The following is a 2,306-nucleotide window of genomic DNA, read 5'->3' on the forward strand; positions in this document are numbered from 1 at the left end:
TTTCTTAATGCTTATTGTTTTTGCGGATTGTCCTATGACACGATACACCAGGTTGCCCAGTTCACTCCCGAGCTTCTTCTTCCTGCGGCGCACCCATGGCGATAATAGTCTCTGCTCCACTCACTGTAGGCAGCTTCCCATCCCACTGCTGTATCTTATAATACTCAATCAGCGGAGCTGTCAGGGACTCAGCTATCTTCTCATTTGCCGCAGCTTCCTTTTCGCCGGCATAGGCCGCCGCCTCGGCCTCTATCTTCGCTACCTCTGCGGCGGCCTGGGCATCTATTACCCGGCGGGCTGACTCTGATTCCTTCTCCATTGTCAGCTGCTCCTGCTCAATCTTTGCGCGAAGCTTCTCCTGTTCGGCTACCTGTTTTGACTCGATAGCTGCAACGTATACGTCGCTGAAATCAAAGTCGATGATGTTGATATCAGATACATATATACCGCTGTCAGACAGCTTTTCGTTCAGTTCATCGAGTAGGGCCGTGGAAATTATGTTACGGTTTGTGATACTCTGCTCGGCGGTATAGTCTGCCATGATTGATTTCATAACCTCATTAACCGCCGGGGTAATCAGTACATCCTCGTAGTTCGTGCCGACATTCTTCACAATAGAGAAAGATTTAGAGGTATCCACACGGTAGTTCACTGCGAGATTGACATTTACCGTCTGAAGGTCTGAGCTAAAGGCCTCGGTAGATACCTCCAGCTTTACAATGCGGTTATCCATCTTGGTGACCCTCTGCAAAGGAGACTTAAAGTGAAAACCCTCCTGCAGCACGTCTTCGCTCACCTGCCCAAAGGTGGACACTACCCCGGTATGCCCTGCACCAACAACGGTAAAGCTTGAGAGTGAGAGTCCGGCTGCCACCAACAGACCCACGCCGCAGCCAATTATTCTGCCCCAGCGGGGACGATACTCAATTTCTGTACGCGCCATGTCCAACACTTTATATTTTTTCTCGTGCTTCTCTACAAAAAAATTTTTAAGCATATTCTTTACTCCTTCTAAGCTTGTATTATTCTTACGGTGTAGCTATAAGCTTCAAAAAGAATCCCATCAGCAGCACCACAGCCAGCAGGCCTACCAGCGCATAAAACTTGCCGCTGTCCATTTCTTCCCATTCCAGCAGGAATGTTGTCCCTGTGTGAAAATTTATCCTTAACTTCATAAAAATTCCTCCTATTGTCTTGCAGCCCGCAGGAGGAAGTGGTATAATGTCCTCATGCAAGCTCTTTGCTTACTCAATGGGCTTTGCTAGTCCCCACAAGTGCTAGGAACACTTGTGGGGGCGTTTTTTGTTGAATCATCTCCGTCCGTGTGCTATAATTTGTCTGAAAGGGGGTGAAGTATGTGGAGATAAAGGCTGCCGTGTCCGACCTGTTACCAGACAAATTTTTCCAAGAAAACACGCCATACGCATCATTCGATGATTTTCTTGCCGCTGGCGGGTTCTACCCAGAAACAAAAGAAGATATTGAAGCTATTCCTCAGCCGGATATTGATGCTCACGTTGCTGCAACAACAAAATTCAATAACTGGCATGAACTTATGGAATTAGCTCTAAAGCAATTCCTCTCTGAAAAGCTGAATTAGCTTTTCTTGTTTTGCGAACCGGCTGTTTCTTTCGCTTCCTTCAGAAGCGCCAGTAGCCGGTTCGCTTTTTCGATGGCCGCATCAATCTCTGCTGTGTCAATGTGGATTGTGGCGGTTAGGTCAAGCAGTTCCATGTCCATTCCTCCTCTAAACTTAACATAAGCGTTATATTTTTCCGATGACTATTTGGTGGGACGGTCTGAAGTGAAGGAAAGGAGGTAGTTTCCAATAGATGTAATTAGCGTTCTTATCGGTTGCTTCATATCTGTTATCAGTATATGGATTGCAAATACAATATCCAGTAAAACATCCTGGAAGCAAAAGCAATTTGACTTACTTGTAAATGCTTTTGAAGATGTCTTTTCGCATTACTTATTAACAGATTACGGAAGAAATGAAAAAGAAATCAGGTCATTAAAAATTGCCATTGGAAAGGCATCCTTATTTGTCTCTAATGAGGCGCGAGATTTGATGACTAAATTGCTTATTGAAGTGTTGCAAGGATACGAGCATTCTCCTATGCAAGTAGAAATTGAAATCGACTTGCGCTCCTTAGCCAAAAAGGAAATGCGCGACTGTTATTGCCGCAAGCACAGCCCCAAAAATCGTCAGAAATTCTGAAATTATTTCTCTATTATACATATTAACCTCTCTTTTTTGGTAAAACATGATTTTAAGAATGTACCAAAGCCCGCCGCGAAAAGCA

Annotated in this window: 4 protein-coding genes; 1 reads left to right on the forward strand and 3 read right to left on the reverse strand. The window is 44.8% G+C overall.

The genetic code is table 11. The annotated features are described in order from the left end of the window. Window positions 1-61: 61 nt before the first annotated feature. On the reverse strand, window positions 62-997 hold the full coding sequence (locus tag D5270_RS16345; RefSeq protein WP_166545074.1) for a prohibitin family protein: 936 nt from the start codon (window positions 995-997) through the stop codon (window positions 62-64). Window positions 998-1,028: 31 nt separating this feature from the next. Then, entirely contained in the window at window positions 1,029-1,175 is a 147-nt protein-coding gene (locus D5270_RS16350) for a hypothetical protein (RefSeq protein WP_166545075.1), read from the reverse strand. A gap of 182 nt (window positions 1,176-1,357) precedes the next feature. Between D5270_RS16350 and D5270_RS16355 the strand changes: the two genes are divergently transcribed. Beyond that, on the forward strand, window positions 1,358-1,600 hold the full coding sequence (locus tag D5270_RS16355) for a hypothetical protein (protein ID WP_166545076.1): 243 nt from the start codon (window positions 1,358-1,360) through the stop codon (window positions 1,598-1,600). Here the strand turns inward: D5270_RS16355 and D5270_RS16360 are convergent. Next, window positions 1,597-1,734, reverse strand: coding sequence for a hypothetical protein (locus D5270_RS16360; RefSeq protein ID WP_166545077.1), 138 nt, complete (start codon window positions 1,732-1,734; stop codon window positions 1,597-1,599). The two genes, D5270_RS16355 and D5270_RS16360, sit on opposite strands and share 4 nt — an antisense overlap. Between the last annotated feature and the right edge of the window lie 572 nt (window positions 1,735-2,306).

The sequence above is a fragment of the Acutalibacter sp. 1XD8-36 genome (assembly GCF_009917525.1).
In the GTDB taxonomy this organism is placed as follows: domain Bacteria; phylum Bacillota; class Clostridia; order Oscillospirales; family Acutalibacteraceae; genus Acutalibacter.